Raw genomic sequence first — 17,566 nt, 5'->3', positions numbered from 1 at the left:
ATTTGCCAGCGATCTGCATTGCCCGTGACGGCCCTTTCGCGGGTAAACCCGCTCCCACAGGGACCGCACCGCTGCTGAAGGCTGCGTGGTACCTGTGGGAGCGGTTTACCCGCGAAGAGGCCAGTACTGACACTGGTCCTGTAGCAGGCGAGTCGTATAATGGCCCGGTCGCCACTTAACTTTTGGCTTTAACGGATTGGATATGACTGAACAGCAACCTGTTGCAGTTCTGGGAGGCGGCAGCTTCGGCACCGCCGTGGCGAACCTGCTGGCAGAAAACGGTGTGCCGGTGCGCCAATGGATGCGCGACCCGGAGCAGGCCGAGGCGATGCGCGTCAATCGCGAGAATCCGCGCTACCTCAAAGGCATCCGCCTGCACGATGGCGTCGAGCCGGTCAGCGACCTGCTGGCCACCTTGCAGGCCAGCGAGCTGATTTTCGTCGCCCTGCCATCGAGCGCCTTGCGCAGCGTGCTGGCCCCGCATGCCGAGCTGCTGCGCGGCAAGGGCCTGGTCAGCCTGACCAAGGGCATCGAAGCGCAAAGCTTCAAGCTGATGAGCCAGATCCTTGAGGAAATCGCCCCCGAGGCGCGCATCGGCGTGTTGTCCGGCCCCAACCTGGCCCGTGAAATCGCCGAGCATGCGCTGACCGCCACGGTGGTCGCCAGCGAAGACGAAAAGCTGTGCCAGCAGGTGCAGGCGGTGCTGCATGGGCGTACCTTCCGCGTCTACGCCAGTGCCGACCGCTTTGGTGTCGAGCTGGGCGGGGCGCTGAAGAACGTCTACGCCATCATCGCCGGCATGGCGGTGGCCCTGGGCATGGGCGAGAACACCAAGAGCATGCTGATCACTCGCGCCCTGGCCGAGATGACCCGCTTCGCCGTCAGCCAGGGCGCCAACCCCATGACTTTCCTCGGCCTGGCCGGTGTCGGTGACTTGATCGTGACCTGCTCCTCGCCCAAGAGCCGCAACTACCAGGTCGGCCACGCGCTGGGCCAGGGCCTGAGCCTGGAGCAGGCGGTCAATCGCCTGGGCGAAGTGGCCGAAGGCGTCAACACCCTCAAGGTGCTCAAGGCCAAGGCGCAGGAGGTGCAGGTGTACATGCCGCTGGTGGCAGGCCTGCATGCCATCCTGTTCGAAGGCCGCACGCTGAACCAGGTGATCGAGCACCTGATGCGTGCCGAGCCGAAGACCGATGTCGATTTCATTTCCATCAGCGGTTTCAACTGAGCCTTCAGCGGCTCTGACAACAGCAAGGAGCAACACATGAACGATACGCCCGAACGCGCCCAGCGCGAGTCGATCATCCTGCGGGTCCTGTGGATGCTGGTGTTCCTGGTGGTCTGGCAACTGGCCGAGCTGCTGCTCGGTGGCCTGGTGCTGGTACAGCTGATCTACCGCCTGGTGTACGGCGCCCCCAGCGCCAGCCTCATGAACTTCGGCGACAGCCTGAGCCAGTACCTGGCGCAGATCGGCCGCTTCGGCAGCTTCCACAGCGACCAGAAGCCCTGGCCGTTCGCCGACTGGCCGGCACCGCGTGCCCCGGAAGGCGAGGCGCCGCACGCCGTGGCCCCGGCCCCGCACCCGGTGCGTGACGAGGAGCCCAAGCTGTGAAGCTGTGGGTGCTGCGCCACGGCGAAGCGGAGCCGCGGGCCAACAGCGATGCCGAGCGCCGGCTGACCGCCCACGGTCGCGAGCAGGTGCTGCACAGCGCCGCCCGCCTGCTGGGCCAGCCGCTGCAGGCGATCATCGCCAGCCCTTACGTACGCGCCCAGCAAACGGCCGCCCTGGTGCATGACACCCTGGGTTTCGCCGAGCCGGTGTGCACGGTGCCCTGGCTGACGCCCGACAGTGATGTGCAGCAGGTGATCGGCGAAATCGAGCGCCTGGGCCTGGAGCATGTGCTGCTGGTCAGCCACCAGCCGTTGGTGGGTAACCTGGTCGGGGCATTGGAGCATGGTCACCAGCAGCAACCGGCGGGCATGAGCACTGCCAGCCTGGCGGAGCTGCAAGGGGATTGGCCACTGGCTGGGCTGATGACCCTTCGGGCGATCAACTCCCCGGCTTGAGCCCCGCGGTCAGCTGTAGGAGCGGCCTTGTGTCGCGATGGACTGCGAAGCAGCCCCGGCAATTTGTGCATCTGCGCTGAAACCCTGGGGCTGCTTCGCAGCCCATCGCGACACAAGGCCGCTCCTACAGGAGTCCGCGCAGGTCAGGAGATTGATGCAATACATTTGCGCCCACCAGCCTGACCTGATAGCCCTCGGCGATGACCTTTACGGACATTGCCGAACCGCCCCGCGATGCCGACAATGGGCCATCATTCCCCCATCCGGACCCGGCGCCATGTCGCAGCAGATTTTCTTCGCCCATGCCAACGGTTTCCCCTCGGCCACCTACGGCAAGCTGTTTGCTGCCCTGGCGCCGGACTACCAGGTGCAGTACCTGGCCCAGCACGGGCACGATCCGCGATTTCCGGTGGACGACAACTGGCAGAGCCTGGTCGACGAACTGCTGCACCACCTGGCCCGGCAGGGCCAGCCGGTATGGGGTGTCGGCCATTCGTTGGGCGGGGTGTTGCACCTGCACGCCGCCTTGCGCTGCCCCGAGTATTACCGTGGCGTGGTGATGCTCGACTCGCCGGTGCTTACCCGCGCCGACCAATGGCTGCTGCGCACCGCCAAGCGCTTGGGCTTCATCGACCGCATCACCCCGGCTGGTCGCACCCTGGGGCGCCGCGAAACCTTCAATGACCGCGACAGTGCCCGCGACTATTTCGCCGGCAAGTCACTGTTCCGCCATTTCGACCCCGACTGCCTCGATGCCTATGTAGAGCACGGCCTGCAGGCGATGGAGCAGGGGCTGCAGTTGCGCTTCGATCCGGCCACGGAAATCAGCATCTACCGCAGCATTCCGCATACCAGCCCTGCGCCCGCGCGGCAGTTGCAGGTGCCACTGGCCATGGTCCGCGGCGAGCGCAGCAATGTCATTCGCCGCCACCACACATTGGCCGTGCGCGGCATGCCCAAGGGTGAATACCACAGCGTGCCAGGCGGACACATGTTTCCGCTGGAGCGGCCAACCGATACCGCCAGCCTGATCAAGGGCCTGTTCGACCGCTGGAGCCAGGCATGAGTGCACAGGTCGAGGAGATCCGCCTGAGCCTGGGCCATATCGAACTGGCGGCGCACCTGTTTGGCCCCGAGCACGGTTTGCCGGTGATCGCCCTGCATGGCTGGCTGGACAACGCCAACAGCTTCGCCCGCCTGGCGCCGCAGCTGAAAGGCCTGCGCATCGTCGCCCTGGACCTGGCCGGGCATGGTTACTCCGAGCACCGGCCGCTCGGCGCCGGCTACGCCCTGGCCGACTACGCCCATGATGTGTTGCGGGTGGCCGAACAGCTGGGTTGGCAACGTTTCGCCCTGCTGGGCCATTCGCTGGGGGCAATCATTTCGGTACAACTGGCTGGCGCGTTGCCGGAGCGGGTCAGCCATCTGGCCCTGATTGACGGGGTCATCCCGCCGACTGGCGCCGAGCAGGATGCCGGTGAGCGGCTGGGCATGGCGCTGCAGGCCCAGTTGCGCCTGGATGGCAAGCGCAAGTCGGTGTACACGACCCTGGAGCAGGGCGTGCAGGCACGCATGAAAGGCATGGTCGCGGTCAGCCGCGAGGCGGCCGAGCTGTTGGCCCAGCGTGGCCTGATGCCGGTGCCCGGTGGCTACAGCTGGCGCAGCGACAGCCGCCTGACCCTGCCTTCGCCAGTGCGCCTGAGCGAGGCCCAGGCCATGGCCTATGTGCACAGGGTGAGTTGCCCCGCGCGCCTGGTGGTCGCCGCGGACGGAATGCTGGTGCGCCACACCGGGTTGCTGGAGCAGCTACCCTTTGAGCAGGTGACGCTGCCCGGTGGCCATCACCTGCACCTGAACGATGAGCAGGGCGCGGCCCTTGTCGCAGACTGTTTCAATCGCTTCTTTGGCTTTGCTTGACTTGCACCGGACAAGTGTCGAGGCTTGGCGGGTTGAACAGGGAGACAACCATGCAACTGCCAGACATCCTGGAGCTTTATCTCGGCGCTGAGCGCCGCCTGGGTCGCCAATGAGCGCGCCTGTTGCCATCCGTATTGCCTTCGCTGCCTGCCTGGTGTTCTCCAGCCCCGTGTCGTGGGCCGGCAGCCTGCCGGTGCCGGTGGACGCCAAGGTGGTTGACCAGCGCCCGGCCGTGGAGCAGGAACGTGTCTACCCCATGGGCCCGCTGCGCAAGATCAGCGGCCGCCTGCGGGTCGAGGACAAGGTCGAAAGCCGTGGCCAGGTCAGCTCGGTAACCTATGAACTGCCGGTCGAGCGTACCGCCCGCGAAGCCTTCACCAGCGCTCGTGAAGCACTGCAGCGCGACGGTGGCTACCCGCTGTTCTGGTGCCAGGGCCGCGATTGCGGCGAGGCCAGCCTGTGGGCCAATGATGTGTTCGGCAATGCCCGCCTCAACGGCGGCGACGAGCAGCAGGCGTTCATCCTGCTGCGCCGCTCGGCGGAGCAGGCCGATACCCTGGTTGCGCTGTACAGCGTCACCCGCGGCAACCGCCGCGCCTACCTGCACGTGGAAGAGTTCGTCGCCGGCAGCCCCCTGGGCGAACTGTTGCCGACCGCCGCCACGGTGCTGCGCGAAATGCGCGACACCGGCAAGCTCGACTACCCTGACCTGGCCGCACCGCAAGACGCCTGGGCGAACCTGCTGGCCCGCAGCCTGAACCTCGACAGCACCCTGCGTGCCAGCCTCAGTGGCGCCCAGGCTGAAGCCTGGCGCGAGGCGCTGGTCAAGGCGGGGGTGCGCAGTGGCCGCCTCGAAGTCGGTAGCGCGCCTACCGACGGCCTGCACCTTGAACTGATCCGTTGAACGAGCACCACCATGGCTAACAACGACCGCTTGCTGGTCCAGATTCTGCTGCTGGCGTTGCTGGGTGCCGGCCTGTGGGTAATGGCACCTTTCATTTCCGCGCTATTGTGGGGGGCCATCCTGGCCTTTGCCAGCTGGCCGTTGATGCGCTTGCTGACGCGTGCGCTGGGCGGGCGCGAAACCTTGGCGGCAAGCCTGCTGACCACTGCCTGGATCCTGATCGTGGCGCTGCCGCTGGTGTGGCTGGGGTTCAACCTGGCCGATCACATTCGCGATGCGACGGCGTTCGTGCGTGACGTGCAGGTGGACGGCCTGCCCGATGCGCCGGCCTGGCTGGGTGGCATCCCGTTGGTTGGCGAGCGCCTGGTCAGCTGGTGGCAATCGCTGGACCAGCAGGGCGCGGCCTTGCTGGCCTCGGTCAAGCCGCACCTGGGGCAGGTGGGCAACTGGTTGCTGGCGCGCAGCGCGCAGATCGGCAGCGGTGTGCTGGAGCTGACCCTCAGCCTGGTGTTCGTGTTCTTCTTCTACCGCGATGGCCCGCGCTTGTCGGCGTTCGTCCTGCGCTTGCTGCACCGCTTGATGGGCGACCGCGCCGAGTATTACCTGGAGCTGGTGGCCGGTACGGTGCAGCGGGTGGTCAACGGGGTGATCGGTACGGCCGCCGCGCAGGGTGTACTGGCGTTGATCGGCTTCCTGATTGCCGGTGTGCCCGGTGCCATCGTGCTGGGCCTGGTGACCTTCATGCTCAGCCTGATCCCCATGGGCCCGCCGCTGGCCTGGATTCCGGCCACTGCCTGGCTGGTATGGAAGGGCGAATACGGCATGGCGGTGTTCCTGGGGGTTTGGGGCACCTTCGTCATCAGTGGTGTGGACAACGTGCTCAAGCCGTACCTGATCAGCCGTGGCGGCAACCTGCCGTTGGTGATCGTGCTTCTGGGCGTGTTCGGCGGCTTGATCGCCTTTGGTTTCATTGGCCTGTTCATCGGGCCGACCTTGCTGGCGGTCGGTTACAGCCTGCTGCTGGACTGGAGCCGCAACGCCGCCCCGCAGCCGCCTCAGCAGTAAACCTGTACCGGCCTCTTCGCGGGTGAACCCGCTCCCACAGGGACCGCACTGTTCTCACGGGCAGTGGAGGTCCTTGTGGGAGCGGGTTCACCCGCGAAGAGGCCAGTGCAGACAACCCAAACCGCTGATCTTTACACCTTCTTTATTACCATCCCCATCCTCCTATCTCGCCCCTTTACGCCTCTCCCTCGGACAATTTCCCCAAAGCGGCCCAAGCCGCACCACGGGGAGAACCACACATGAACATGCTCGACGGGCTGTCACTGCTGCTGGCAGTGGCATTGGCGTTTTATCTGCTGGTGGCGCTGCTGCGCGCCGATCGCAGCTAGGGAGCGGCCATGCACAGTTACGACTTCGCCTTGCTGCTGGCATTTTTCGCCATCGTGCTGCTACCGGCACCCTGGCTCGGGCGGTTCTACTTCAAGGTCATGGAAGGCCAGCGCACCTGGCTGTCGCCCATGCTGGGCCCGGTCGAGCAGGCCTGCTACCGGCTGGCGGGCGTGCGCGCCAGCCAGGAACAGAACTGGCAGCAGTACACCCTGGCCCTGCTGGCCTTCAACCTGGCCGGGTTCCTGCTGCTGTTCGCCGTGCTGCTGTTGCAGGGCTACCTGCCATTGAACCCGCAGCATCTGCCCGGCCAGGAATGGTCGCTGGCGTTCAACACCGCCGTCAGTTTCGTCACCAACACCAACTGGCAGGCCTACAGCGGTGAGGCGTCGGTCAGCTACCTGAGCCAGATGCTCGGCCTGACCGTGCAGAACTTCGTCAGCGCCGCCACCGGCCTGGCCGTGCTGGTCGCCCTGTGCCGTGGCATCGCCCGGCGCAGCGCCACGACGCTGGGCAACTTCTGGGTCGACATTACCCGCGCCACCCTCTACGGCTTGCTGCCGCTATGCCTGCTGCTGGCGTTGCTGCTGGTATGGCAGGGCGTACCGCAAACCTTGGCCGACTACGCCCACGCGGTCACCCTGCAAGGCACCGAGCAGACCATTCCGCTGGGCCCGGCCGCCAGCCAGATCGCCATCAAGCAGCTGGGTACCAACGGCGGAGGCTTCTTCGGCGTCAACTCGGCGCACCCGTTCGAAAACCCCACGGCCTGGAGCAACCTGTTCGAGGTGGCTTCGATCATTCTCATCCCGGTGGCGCTGGTGTTCACCTTTGGCCACTACGTGAAGGACCTGCGCCAGAGCCGCGCCATCCTTGCCTGCATGCTTGCCTTGTTTCTGATCGGCGGCAGCACGGCGTTGTGGTCCGAGTACCAGCCCAACCCGGCCCTCGAGAGCGCGCAGGTACAGCAAAGCGCGCCCATGGAGGGCAAGGAAAGCCGCTTCGGCACCACCGGTTCGGTGCTGTGGACAGTGACTACCACCTCTGCCTCCAACGGTTCGGTCAATGCCATGCATGACAGCCTCAACCCGCTGACCGGCATGGTGGCGATGGTCAACATGATGGTTGGTGAGGTGATCTTCGGCGGCGTCGGTGCAGGGCTTTACGGCATGTTGCTGTTCGTGCTGATCGCGGTGTTCCTGGCCGGGCTGATGATCGGCCGCACCCCGGAATACCTGGGCAAGAAGCTGCAGGCGCGCGAGGTGCAGTTGCTGGTGGCGACCCTGCTGGTGATGCCGGTCGGCGTGCTGGTGCTCGGGGCCATCGCCGCCAGCCTGCCAGGCCCGGCAGGTGCAGTAAGCAACCCGGGTGCGCATGGCTTCAGCCAACTGCTGTATGCCTACACCTCGGGCACGGCCAACAACGGCTCGGCCTTTGCCGGCTTCGGTGCCAATACGGTGTTCCACAACCTGATGATCGGCCTGGCCATGCTTGTCGGTCGCTTCGGCTACATCCTGCCGGTGCTGGCGCTGGCCGGCTGCCTGGCGGCGAAGAAAAGCGCACCCCAGGGGCAGAACAGCTTCCCCACCCATGGCCCGCTGTTCACCGGCCTGCTGCTGGTCACCATCCTGCTGGTCGGTGGCCTGACCTTCCTGCCGACCCTGGCCCTTGGGCCGATCGCCGAACACTTGAGCCTGGGTTTTTGAGGACCGACCATGAACATGCCCATTCCTGAAGTACAAGCCCGGCACAATGCCAAGGACCAGACCCGCTTCGCCGCGCTGTGGCGCCCGGCGCTGGTGCAGGCATTCGTCAAGCTCGACCCGCGCCAGCTCAAGCGCTCGCCGGTGATGCTGGTGGTCGCCCTGACTGCTGTGCTGACCACCGTCCTGTGTTTCGCCCCCGGCAGCGGCGTAAGCACCGGCGTAGCCGTGCAAATCGCCCTGTGGCTGTGGTTCACCGTGCTGTTCGCCAACTTCGCCGAGGCCCTGGCCGAAGGCCGTGGCAAGGCCCGCGCCGATAGCCTCAAGGCCGGTAGCCAGGGGCTTGTCGCTCAGCGTCGCAAGCGCGATGGCAGCTACGAGACCGTCGCGGCCAGCGCGCTGCGCAAAGACGATGTGGTGCGCGTGGTGGCCGGCGAAATGATCCCCGGTGACGGCGAGGTGCTTGAAGGTATCGCTGCGGTCAACGAGGCCGCCATTACCGGCGAGTCCGCGCCGGTGATCCGCGAGTCCGGCGGGGACCGCTCGGCGGTGACCGGCAATACCCGGCTGGTCTCCGACTGGTTGTTGATCCGCATCACCAGCAACCCGGGTGATTCGACCCTCGACCGCATGATTGCCCTGGTCGAAGGCGCCAAGCGGCAGAAGACCCCGAACGAAATCGCTCTCGACATCCTGTTGATCGGCCTGACCCTGATCTTCCTTGTCGTCGTGGTGACGCTACAGCCGTTCGCCCACTTCGTGGGTGGCAGCCTGCCGCTGATCTTTCTCGCCGCATTGCTGGTGACGCTGATCCCCACCACCATCGGTGGCCTGCTGTCAGCCATCGGTATCGCCGGCATGGACCGGCTGGTGCGGCTGAACGTCATCGCCCGCTCTGGCCGTGCGGTGGAAGCTGCCGGTGACGTGCATACGCTGATGCTCGACAAGACCGGCACCATTACCTTCGGCAACCGCCGCTGCAGTGCGCTGCACGCGGCACCGGGCATTACCGCTCGCGAGCTGGGGGAGGGCGCCTTGCTGGCCTCGCTGGCGGACGACACCGCCGAAGGCAAGTCGATCGTCGAGTATCTGCGTCAGCTGCACGACTTCGTCGAACCAGCCGCCGGGCAGTTCGAGGCCGTGGCTTTCAGCGCCGAGACGCGCCTGTCGGGCATCGACTTGCAGCAGCGCCGCTACCGCAAGGGCGCCGTCGATGCCGTGCTGGCGTTCGTCGGCATGCAACGCCTGGAAATGCCCCAGGCACTGGCCCGTGAAGTGGAGCGCATCGCCCAGAGCGGCGGTACACCCTTGCTGGTGTGCATCGACAAGCGCCTGCTCGGCGTGATCCACCTCAAGGACGTGGTCAAGCCCGGCATCCGCGAGCGCTTTGCCGAGCTGCGCAAACTGGGCATCCGCACGGTGATGGTGACCGGCGACAACCCGCTGACTGCTGCCGCCATCGCTGCCGAGGCCGGCGTGGATGACGTGCTGGCCGAGGCCACGCCCGAGAAGAAACTGGCGCGGATCCGCCAGGAGCAGAACGACGGCCGTCTGGTGGCCATGTGCGGTGACGGTGCCAACGACGCCCCGGCGCTGGCCCAGGCTGATGTGGGCATGGCCATGAACGACGGCACCCAGGCTGCGCGCGAGGCGGCCAACATGGTCGACCTGGACAGCGACCCGACCAAGTTGCTGGATGTGGTGCAGGTCGGCAAGGAACTGCTGGTGACCCGCGGCGCGCTGACCACCTTTTCCATCGCCAACGATGTGGCCAAGTACTTCGCCATCCTGCCGGCGCTGTTCGCCGCCATCTACCCCCAGCTGGGCGTGCTCAACCTGATGCACCTGGCCAGCCCGCAGAGTGCGATTCTGTCGGCCATCGTGTTCAACGCGCTGATCATCATCGTGCTGATCCCGCTGGCGCTGCGTGGTGTGCGGGTGCAGGCGGCCAGTGCGGCGCACCTGCTGCGGCGCAACCTGCTGATCTACGGGCTGGGCGGCATTGTCGTGCCGTTTGCCGGTATCAAGCTGATCGATCTGCTGCTCAATGCCCTGCACCTGGTCTGAGGAGGCCATCATGAATGCTTATGTACGCCCGGCATTGAGCCTGGCCCTGTTGATGACCCTGGTGACTGGCGCGCTGTATCCGCTGGCGGTGACTGGTATTGCCCAGGTGGCTTTCCCCAACCAGGCCAATGGCAGCCTGGTGCGCGATGACCAGGGACGGGTGCGCGGTTCGGCGCTGATCGCCCAGGATTTCCAGGGTGATGGCTGGTTCCACGCGCGGCCGTCGGCGGGCGCCTACGCTACCGTGGCCAGCGGCGCCAGCAACCTGTCGCCGAGCAACCCGGCGCTGGCCGAGCGGGTCAAGGGTGATGCGGCTGCGTTGTACCGGGCGCAGCAGGGGCCAGTACCCCAGGCGTTGCTGACCACTTCGGGCAGCGGCCTCGACCCGCATTTGCCACCGGAGGCCGTGGCCTACCAGATCCCTCGGGTGGCGGCGGCGCGACAGTTGCCGGTGGAGCGCTTGCAAGGCTTGCTGGAAGAGGCCACCCTCCACCCATTGATCGGCCCGCCGGTGGTCAATGTGCTGGCCTTGAACCAGGCCTTGGAAAACCTCAGCCATTGATAGATGACTTGAGGGGCTGGCAGGGACCCTGTGGGAGCGGGTTTACCCGCGAATGCGTCGGTGGCGCTATTACTGCATTCGCGGGTGAACCCGCTCCCACAGGTACGGTGTTTGTCCCTGGATTTGCTGCTTGCTGGAAATAGCAAAGGATGAAAGATGAGTGACTCCACCCGCGCAGACGCGCTGTTGGCTACCCTCCCGCGAAGCGGCCGGGGCCGGCTGAAGGTGTTCCTTGGCGCCGCCCCCGGCGTCGGCAAGACTTTCGCCATGCTCCAGGCCGCCCACGCCCAGCAACGCCAGGGCGTTCAGGTGCTGGCCGGAGTGGTCGAAACCCATGGCCGTGCCGAAACCGAGGTACTGCTCGCTGGCCTTCAGCAGCAGCCCCTGCTGCGCAGCCAATACCGCGGCGTCACCCTCGAGGAAATGGACCTCGACGGCCTGCTCAAGGCCGCGCCGGCCCTGGTGCTGGTCGACGAACTGGCCCACACCAATGCCCCTGGCAGCCGCCACGCCAAACGTTGGCAAGACGTACAGGAACTGCTGGCTGCCGGCATCGACGTGTACACCACGGTCAACGTCCAGCACCTGGAAAGCCTCAACGACAAGGTCCGCGACATTACCGGCGTGCAAGTGCGCGAAACCCTGCCGGACTGGGTACTGCAGGAAGCCTTCGAGCTGGTGCTGATCGACCTGCCACCCCGTGAGCTGCTCGAACGCCTGCGCGAAGGCAAGGTGTACGTGCCCGAGCAGGCGCGGGCCGCCATCGATGCGTTCTTCTCGCAAACCAACCTTACCGCCCTGCGCGAGCTGGCCATGCAAACCGCTGCTGCCCAGGTGGATGCCGACCTGGCCCACGGCTATCGCCAGCGCGGCCAGGAAGCCCCAGCCCTGCGTGGGCGCTTGCTGGTAGGCGTGGATGGCGACGACCAGGCCGAACGCCTGGTGCGTCATGCCAGCCGCGTGGCGCAACGCCGTCACCTGCCCTGGAGCCTGGTACACGTGGACAACGGCCGCCTGCGCGACGAAACCGCACGGCTGCGCCTGCAAGCTGCCCAGCAACTGGCCGAACGCCTGGGCGGGGAAGTGGTACTGCTGCGTGCCGGCGAAGTGGTGCGCACGCTGATCCAGCATGCCGCCGAACGGCGGGCCAGCCTGGTGCTGGTCGGGCAGTCCCGTGACCGCCTGCGCCGGCGCTTGTTCGGTGCCGGTGTGGCCGCGCGGCTGTTGCGCGAAAGCCACGGCCTGGAAATCAACGTGCTGGACCGCGACGCGCAGCCGCAAGCGCCACGATCGGCGGTGCGGCGGGTGTGGGTCTGGCGCCATTACCTGCTGGCGCTGCTGGCCACGGTCATGGCCGCGGGCCTGGCCTGGGCGGTGTCGAGTGTGCTGGCCCTGCCCAATATCTCGCTGGTGTTCCTGGCCGCGGTGTTGCTGGTGGCGGTGCGCAGCAGCCTGGGGCCTGCGCTGGCCTGCGCGGTGCTGTCGTTCCTGGCCTACGACTTCCTGTTCATCCCGCCCAACCTGTCGTTCAGGATCCAACGCGAAGAAGACGTGCTGACCTTGGTGTTCTTCCTGTTGATGGCCGCGCTCACCGGCAACCTGGCCGCCCGCCAGCGTCGCCAGTTGCAGGCGCTGCGCGAGACCCAGGCGCAGACCAGCCAGCTGCTCGACCTGTCGCGCCGGTTGACCGTGGCCACCGACCGCCAAGCGGTGCTCAACGCCGCCGGCCAGCACCTGGACGGTTGGCAGGACATGCAGGTGTGCCTGCTGGAGCGCAATGTCGAAGGCCGGTTGCAGGTGGCCAGCGGCGAAGCCCATACCTTCAGCGATAATGAACGCGCCGCCGCAGAATGGGCCTGGCAGCACGGCCAGGCCGCCGGTCATGGCAGCGACACCTTGCCCAATGGCCGTTGGTGGTGGTGGCCGTTGGCGGTGGATGAGCAGCCCCTGGCACTGCTCGGTGTGCGCCCGCGTTCGGGCCAACCGCTTAGCGATCCGCGCCGACGCCTGCTCACCGCCCTTGGTCAGCCACTGGCCCAGGCCCTGGCGCGCGCCCGTCTGGCCGAACAGCTGGAGGCCGCACGCCTGCACGGCGAAACCGAGCAGCTGCGCAGCGCCTTGCTTGCGTCCGTTTCCCATGACTTGCGTACCCCACTGACCGCCATGCGCGGCAGCATCGACAGCTTGCTGGCGCTGGGCGAGGCGATCCCCACCGCCGACCGCCGAGAACTGCTGGAGGGCACCCGCAACGAGGCCGAACGCCTCGACCGCTACATCCAGAACCTGCTCGACATGACCCGCCTGGGCCACGGTGGCCTGAAGCTGGCCCGCGACTGGGTTGCCCCGGCCGACATCGTTGGCAGCGCGCTCAACCGCCTGCGCGCTGTGCTGGCGCCGCTGCGGGTGCACACCGACGTGCCGGCCGAGCTGCCGTTGCTGTTCGTCCACGCGGCATTGATCGAGCAGGCGCTGGTCAACGTGCTGGAAAATGCCGCGCGCTTCTCGCCAGCCAATGGCCGGCTGGAGCTGCAGGTGGCGGTGCAGGACGCCCGGCTGTGTTTCGCCGTCAGCGACCAGGGCCCTGGCATTCCCGTGGCCGACCGCGAGAAGATCTTCGACATGTTCTATACCGCCGCTCGTGGCGACCGAGGCGGGCAGGGCACCGGCCTGGGCCTGGCGATCTGCCAGGGCATGATCGGCGCCCATGGCGGGCAGATTTTGGTGGGTGAAGGCATCGATGGCCAGGGCACCAGCATCACTTTATGCTTGCCGCTGCCTCCTCAACCTGAAACCGAAAGCGAAACCCCATGAGTCAGTCCGCCACCCTTCTGGTCATCGACGATGAACCGCAGATCCGCAAGTTCCTGCGTATCAGCCTGGCCTCGCAAGGCTACAAGGTGCTCGAGGCCGCCACCGGCACGGAAGGGCTGGCCCAGGCGGCCTTGGGCAAGCCGGACCTGGTGGTGCTTGACCTGGGCCTTCCGGACATGGACGGCCAGCAGGTACTGCGTGACCTGCGCGAATGGAGCGCGGTGCCGGTGCTGGTGTTGTCGGTGCGCGCCAGTGAAGTGCAGAAGGTCGATGCGCTGGATGGCGGCGCCAATGACTATGTGACCAAACCGTTCGGCATTCAGGAGTTTCTGGCGCGGGTGCGCGCCTTGCTGCGTCAGGTGCCGCAGGCCGGTGGCTCGGAAGTGGCGGCCAGCTTTGGGCCGCTGATGGTGGACTTTGCCTTTCGCCGGGTGACCCTGGATGGCGTGGAAGTGGCGCTGACCCGCAAGGAGTATGCGCTGCTGGCGCAACTGGCCGGGCACCCGGGGCGGGTGATTACCCAGCAGCAACTGCTCAAGGATATCTGGGGGCCTACCCATGTAGATGACACCCATTACCTGCGGATTGTGGTTGGGCATTTGCGGCAGAAGCTGGGTGATGACCCTACGGCGCCGCGGTTCATCATCACCGAGCCAGGGGTGGGATACAGGTTGGTGGCGCCGACCATGTAACCCCCGTGGAGCGGGCGTGCCCGCGAAGAATCCAGCGCGATGCATGGCACCGGCTGCGCCGGTGTTCGCGGCTGAAGCCGCTCCCACAGAGTCCCCGCTAATTCAATGAGTTATGTGCAGTTCCATGAGAGCTGGCATGTTGGCGATGGGGCCAGCGCAAGCAGCGCTAGACGGTAAGCTCAGGGGGCGGTTCTCGACTCCAGATCCATTTCCGCTGGCCACTCTACTCGGGGTGCCAGGCGCAGCGCGAACTCACACCAGAGCACATCGTTGTGATCCTTGGGCTCCCCGGGCGGTGGCAGGGCTGAGGGACCTTCCTGCATGTAGGTACAGATGTAGGCCCAGGCATGCTGGTCGGCACCCATGGTGCTCAGGTGAAAACGGTCGATGACGTTGTTCGTGCCCGGCGCGACGATGGACAGCATGACACCCCATTTGAAAATGAGCCCGCCGTTTGGCAGGGCGCCGGTTTGTGACCAGCGCTCGGCGCGGACTTGGGACCAGTCGTAACTGACCGGCACGACCTTGCCTTTGTCGAAGGGGTTCCACCATTGGCGTTTGAAGTTGTAAGCGTAGATTTTCTGGCGCGTACGGTTGAACCTGATGGGTTCGTCGCGAGGTGGAGAAATATCCATGCGAAGTCCTATAGTAACCAGCCAGGTAACCAGGAAGATTTCAGATATTGAGAGCAGCAGCGATTCAAAATTTCGGGGGTCGAGCGTAAGTGTCATCATGTAAAGGCTAAAGGCGAAAAATATGCACAAGAGGAAGGCAAAGGCTGAAATCATCCCTCGTGATGATACGCTTTGTCGCGGAATTTCTAAGTAAGTCATGCACTGATGGTTAGGTATTTGATTGCCCATATATTTTTCTATTGAGTTGACTGTGTAAGGGGCGGGGAGGTCTTCCTTCCAGCCCGGGCAGGCAGGATTTAATATGGGTCGGGCCATTTTGTCAGGGGCTCCAAGCTGTGCATGTAGTTTTCTGTTATTGTTACATGGGCATGCCCAAGTTCGTCCTGCTTGTCTGGCCAGTAATGCAGGCTAAATTCAATGGCGTTGATGTGATGATCTACCAGCAAAGGCAGAGCTCCCTGTATGGTCAACGTACTGCTCTTGTTGTTGAAGCGCACCAAAGGCTTTGGGTTGTCAATGTGGCCGAAGACTCCTTTCCCCTTTGGTAGGCTGATCTGCAATTGGTTAGTGGGAGTGCTGTCACCCGATACGGTAATGATTTCTCTTTGAGCACCAGTACGGTGAATGCTTAAATGCCACTCATGGCGAGATGTGCCCTCGGCGTAATTAGGCAATAGGAAGTAATAGTTAAGCGTGTATTCTGCGGGTATTGCAGGGTCGTTGCCGATGATCATCCCTTTTGGTTCGGAAGTCTGCATGTTCGTATGGCTGGTGAATTGAGTTATTATAGAAATCTCAGCCTGAACGCCAATTGCTGCCGCATTCAAAGCACCAATTGCAATGTCAAGATGCTTCGCTTTGGTCCAGAGACGGTTGTCTTCAGATAATCCCCATCTGCTTTGACGAGCCCAAAGCTCTGTTGGAGAGGATTCGTTTTGTTTTGCCTCGGAAGCTATTGCATAGGCGGCCAATCCTAGAATGATTGCTATACCGATTGGGCCAAATAATGTGGCGGGGCCAAAAGCCCCAAGTACACCTGCAATGGCGGAAGCGCCAGCCATTATGCCCGCAGTCCTGTATCTATCTGCTGACGTTAAATCTCCGCTTTTATGAGTGCGCAGGCTGGCGAACAGGTACTGTGCCCCATCCATCATTCCAGCAATTGCCGCAATGCCGGCGCCGTATCGAGCCATACCGGTTCCCAAAGAAGTCGTTGTCACTGCTCGGGGCCACGGTATCTTCGGTCGTACAAGTGTGACAGCAAGCCCTGCCGCTTCGACACTCACCCCCAACAACCCAAGCGAAGAAGACCAGATCGCCGCAAGCGCCTCCGGATTATTCTGATGCGTCTCTTGCAACGCCCGATAGTTCTTGCCCAGACTATCCTGCTGGAACCATATACCCCCCAAGGCAAGCAGCAGCTTTACGCTTCCGCTACTCGCCGCCGCATCCCGCAGGCTGCGCATCGCATCGCTTGCCACGCTTTGCGCTGCTGTAGAACTGATCTTCAAACCACCCGTAACCTGCGCACGCAGCGTACCCGCACCAATCGCAACATTGCGTACCAGCGCCCCGACGCCGCCGGCTGCACCCTCACGCAACTGCACCAACCGCGCCTGCAAACTCTCGGCGCTTTCCAACGTCCAGAGCATCACCTCGATCATCTGGCTGCGGTTACCCGCTGCCGCAATATTGATCGCGCCACTCAGCACCATGGCCCGCACCTTGCGGCCCAGGGGATCACGGAACTGCTTGTCTACCTGCTGCAGAAACGCATCGGTCCGCGCCTCCAGGGCTTCATTGAGCAAACTCATGTACTCGGCCACTGTCAGCGACACCCGCAGCGGCGTTACTTGCTGCCCGGCGAACAGGGCAAACGCCGAGCGATGCACATGGCCGATCAGGGTCTTGGTCCGTTCACTCAGGTGCTGGCTGAGCGCATTCCCTGCGCTGTTGGTCGCGGCCAGCAACTGGCCAACGGCATCCTGTATCGGCTTGATCATCAGCAACTGGCCATCGGCGGTGCCGGCGATGCCCTTGATGATGTCGTACACCTTGCCGAAGTCGTCCCCGGCCAGCGCGCTGGTCACCTGCTGCATCAGCTTCTGGTTCTTGGCCAGCAGCGCCTGGTAAAGCAGGCTGCGGTCGTCTTCCAGCAACTGCTGCCAGATATGCTGGGTGATCCCGAGCGGCTGACCCTCCTGAGGCAGGGGTTCAGTGGGCCCGCCGGCCAGGCAGGCGGCCATCATCTGGATGAAGTACTCGACCGAAACAGGGGAGCTCGCGTCATAGTCGTGGTAACCGATTTGCTGAAACGCCCGTTTGGCATAGTGGCGCGCATACAGATCGCCAACCTGGTCGATCATCGACTGCCAGTTTGTCAGTTCGCGGTCGTAATCGGCCTGGAACGCGGCGCGGGCGCTTTCGTCGTAACGCTCTTCCAGCCGCTCGCGCGCTTCTTGCTGTTTGCGCGCGATGTTGCGTGCGGTCTGCGCGTCGATGTCCACCGGCGGCAGATACGCCTTGGCCGCGATCGGGCTGTCGTTCCACTGCTTGACCTGCCGGGCTTCCCGCTGCGCGTCCTCGGCACCCTGCGCGGCCGCCGTGGCCGCGTGCAGTTCGCGGATGCCCAGTAGTGCTTGCGAGGTGAAGTATTCGAAGTGCCGCTGCGGCTGCGCCCGCCATTCCTGCAGGGCTTGCACCCAGCCAGTGCGTTGCGCGTTGAGCTCCATGACCATGCCGACCGGGTCGGGCAGCGTCAGCGCCAGCAGGCCATTGGGCAGTTGTTCCTGCTGGATGACATTGCGTACATGGGT

General features: G+C 64.7%; 15 protein-coding genes. 13 read left to right on the top strand and 2 right to left on the bottom strand.

The genetic code is table 11. The features are described from left to right. Window positions 1-202 precede the first annotated feature (202 nt). The 13 genes from J5M58_RS15070 to J5M58_RS15010 all read left to right on the top strand — a co-directional run bounded on the left by J5M58_RS15070 (window position 203) and on the right by J5M58_RS15010 (window position 14,115). A complete protein-coding gene (locus J5M58_RS15070; protein ID WP_025339958.1) occupies window positions 203-1,228 on the top strand; it encodes an NAD(P)H-dependent glycerol-3-phosphate dehydrogenase in 1,026 nt (341 codons plus the stop codon). Window positions 1,229-1,264: 36 nt separating this feature from the next. Next, window positions 1,265-1,612, top strand: a complete 348-nt coding sequence (locus J5M58_RS15065; RefSeq protein WP_027592856.1) for a DUF4389 domain-containing protein — start codon at window positions 1,265-1,267, stop codon at window positions 1,610-1,612. Beyond that, the gene (sixA, locus tag J5M58_RS15060) at window positions 1,609-2,067 is read left to right on the top strand and encodes a phosphohistidine phosphatase SixA (protein WP_112252971.1); all 459 of its coding nucleotides are present in this window, start codon (window positions 1,609-1,611) and stop codon (window positions 2,065-2,067) included. The genes J5M58_RS15065 and sixA overlap by 4 nt, the downstream gene beginning before the upstream one ends. Before the next feature lie 277 nt (window positions 2,068-2,344). Beyond that, on the top strand, window positions 2,345-3,133 hold the full coding sequence (locus J5M58_RS15055; protein ID WP_207878613.1) for an alpha/beta fold hydrolase: 789 nt from the start codon (window positions 2,345-2,347) through the stop codon (window positions 3,131-3,133). Next, window positions 3,130-3,984, top strand: a complete 855-nt coding sequence (locus tag J5M58_RS15050) for an alpha/beta hydrolase (RefSeq protein WP_112252969.1) — start codon at window positions 3,130-3,132, stop codon at window positions 3,982-3,984. Before J5M58_RS15055 ends, J5M58_RS15050 begins: the two co-directional genes overlap by 4 nt. 109 nt (window positions 3,985-4,093) lie before the next feature. Then, the gene (locus J5M58_RS15045; protein ID WP_207878612.1) at window positions 4,094-4,888 is read left to right on the top strand and encodes a DUF4892 domain-containing protein; all 795 of its coding nucleotides are present in this window, start codon (window positions 4,094-4,096) and stop codon (window positions 4,886-4,888) included. A 12-nt stretch (window positions 4,889-4,900) separates the two neighbouring features. Then, window positions 4,901-5,953 carry an AI-2E family transporter gene (locus tag J5M58_RS15040; RefSeq protein ID WP_112252967.1) on the top strand — a complete coding sequence of 351 codons (1,053 nt, stop codon included), beginning with the start codon at window positions 4,901-4,903 and terminating at the stop codon, window positions 5,951-5,953. 239 nt (window positions 5,954-6,192) lie between these two features. Then, on the top strand, window positions 6,193-6,282 hold the full coding sequence (gene kdpF / locus J5M58_RS15035; RefSeq protein ID WP_003251485.1) for a K(+)-transporting ATPase subunit F: 90 nt from the start codon (window positions 6,193-6,195) through the stop codon (window positions 6,280-6,282). 9 nt (window positions 6,283-6,291) lie between these two features. After that, entirely contained in the window at window positions 6,292-7,986 is a 1,695-nt protein-coding gene (gene kdpA, locus J5M58_RS15030) for a potassium-transporting ATPase subunit KdpA (RefSeq protein ID WP_207878611.1), read from the top strand. A gap of 9 nt (window positions 7,987-7,995) precedes the next feature. Then, window positions 7,996-10,050 carry a potassium-transporting ATPase subunit KdpB gene (kdpB, locus tag J5M58_RS15025; RefSeq protein ID WP_207878609.1) on the top strand — a complete coding sequence of 685 codons (2,055 nt, stop codon included), beginning with the start codon at window positions 7,996-7,998 and terminating at the stop codon, window positions 10,048-10,050. Window positions 10,051-10,060: 10 nt separating this feature from the next. Then, a complete protein-coding gene (kdpC, locus tag J5M58_RS15020; RefSeq protein WP_112252964.1) occupies window positions 10,061-10,612 on the top strand; it encodes a potassium-transporting ATPase subunit KdpC in 552 nt (183 codons plus the stop codon). Between the two features lie 156 nt (window positions 10,613-10,768). After that, the gene (locus tag J5M58_RS15015; protein WP_112252963.1) at window positions 10,769-13,423 is read left to right on the top strand and encodes a sensor histidine kinase KdpD; all 2,655 of its coding nucleotides are present in this window, start codon (window positions 10,769-10,771) and stop codon (window positions 13,421-13,423) included. Next, window positions 13,420-14,115, top strand: a complete 696-nt coding sequence (locus tag J5M58_RS15010) for a response regulator (RefSeq protein WP_025339949.1) — start codon at window positions 13,420-13,422, stop codon at window positions 14,113-14,115. Before J5M58_RS15015 ends, J5M58_RS15010 begins: the two co-directional genes overlap by 4 nt. A 179-nt stretch (window positions 14,116-14,294) precedes the next feature. On the opposite strand, the gene J5M58_RS15005 is transcribed toward J5M58_RS15010, so the two are convergent. Next, a complete protein-coding gene (locus J5M58_RS15005) occupies window positions 14,295-14,948 on the bottom strand; it encodes a DUF6708 domain-containing protein (protein ID WP_235874628.1) in 654 nt (217 codons plus the stop codon). A gap of 98 nt (window positions 14,949-15,046) precedes the next feature. Next, a partial coding sequence (locus J5M58_RS15000; protein ID WP_207878607.1) for a T6SS effector BTH_I2691 family protein occupies window positions 15,047-17,566 on the bottom strand: 2,520 nt, incomplete at its 5' end.

It is taken from the genome of Pseudomonas sp. 32_A, assembly GCF_017490905.1.
Taxonomy (GTDB): Bacteria; Pseudomonadota; Gammaproteobacteria; order Pseudomonadales; family Pseudomonadaceae; genus Aquipseudomonas; species Aquipseudomonas inefficax.
Note: the sequence above shows the minus strand (reverse complement) of the source record. Positions and strands in the feature narration are given on the sequence as shown.

Excerpts from the sequence above, each read along its gene's own strand:
- J5M58_RS15070 (WP_025339958.1), top strand. The coding sequence starts at position 203 with ATGACTGAACAGCAACCTGTTGCAGTTCTGGGAGGCGGCAGCTTCGGC.
- J5M58_RS15065 (WP_027592856.1), top strand. The coding sequence starts at position 1,265 with ATGAACGATACGCCCGAACGCGCCCAGCGCGAGTCGATCATCCTGCGG.
- J5M58_RS15055 (WP_207878613.1), top strand. The coding sequence starts at position 2,345 with ATGTCGCAGCAGATTTTCTTCGCCCATGCCAACGGTTTCCCCTCGGCC.
- J5M58_RS15050 (WP_112252969.1), top strand. The coding sequence starts at position 3,130 with ATGAGTGCACAGGTCGAGGAGATCCGCCTGAGCCTGGGCCATATCGAA.
- J5M58_RS15045 (WP_207878612.1), top strand. The coding sequence starts at position 4,094 with ATGAGCGCGCCTGTTGCCATCCGTATTGCCTTCGCTGCCTGCCTGGTG.
- J5M58_RS15040 (WP_112252967.1), top strand. The coding sequence starts at position 4,901 with ATGGCTAACAACGACCGCTTGCTGGTCCAGATTCTGCTGCTGGCGTTG.
- kdpF (WP_003251485.1), top strand. The coding sequence starts at position 6,193 with ATGAACATGCTCGACGGGCTGTCACTGCTGCTGGCAGTGGCATTGGCG.
- kdpA (WP_207878611.1), top strand. The coding sequence starts at position 6,292 with ATGCACAGTTACGACTTCGCCTTGCTGCTGGCATTTTTCGCCATCGTG.
- kdpB (WP_207878609.1), top strand. The coding sequence starts at position 7,996 with ATGAACATGCCCATTCCTGAAGTACAAGCCCGGCACAATGCCAAGGAC.
- kdpC (WP_112252964.1), top strand. The coding sequence starts at position 10,061 with ATGAATGCTTATGTACGCCCGGCATTGAGCCTGGCCCTGTTGATGACC.
- J5M58_RS15015 (WP_112252963.1), top strand. The coding sequence starts at position 10,769 with ATGAGTGACTCCACCCGCGCAGACGCGCTGTTGGCTACCCTCCCGCGA.
- J5M58_RS15010 (WP_025339949.1), top strand. The coding sequence starts at position 13,420 with ATGAGTCAGTCCGCCACCCTTCTGGTCATCGACGATGAACCGCAGATC.
- J5M58_RS15005 (WP_235874628.1), bottom strand. The coding sequence starts at position 14,948 with ATGACTTACTTAGAAATTCCGCGACAAAGCGTATCATCACGAGGGATG.